Annotated in this window: 1 other RNA gene; it reads right to left on the bottom strand. The window is 52.2% G+C overall.

The features are described 5' to 3' along the window. Window positions 1–173: 173 nt before the first annotated feature. Window positions 174–244, bottom strand: an RNA gene (locus RZO55_RS12485) — hammerhead ribozyme type II. Window positions 245–412: the final 168 nt, after the last annotated feature.

The raw sequence follows: 412 nt of genomic DNA, 5'->3' as shown, positions 1-412 counted from the left end.
CACATCCTTTTTTCAACTCGGGTAATTGGAAGGTAAATTTCCACCTGAAAGCACTTCTCCCCTTCGGAAACCTCCCTTTCCTTGATAACCACTCGGTATTCCCTTCCAGACGGGGACCGGAAATGGTCCCGGACAAGGATAATCTTTTCCATTCTCCCTACCCTCCTCAAATCATTCGGCTGGCTCATTCAGGTCCGGGGAGCCGATCCCCCGGACGACGGCGGTCTCTACCGCCGTTTCGCCTCAGTCCACAAATTCGTCGTCCAAATCATCTAAGTCCAATTCATCCTCTTCCAGTTCCATAGTGGCGGCTTCTTCCCGGTCATTATCGGTTGGTTTGGCTGCTGCCCAATTTCCGTTTAGGGCGCGGTCCATCGCGATCAGTCGCTTTACGTAGGTGGAAAACTTTCCT

Origin of the sequence: Clostridium boliviensis, from assembly GCF_033342255.1 — a bacterium.
In the GTDB taxonomy this organism is placed as follows: domain Bacteria; phylum Bacillota; class Clostridia; order Lachnospirales; family Lachnospiraceae; genus Lacrimispora; species Lacrimispora boliviensis.
Note: the sequence above shows the minus strand (reverse complement) of the source record. Positions and strands in the feature narration are given on the sequence as shown.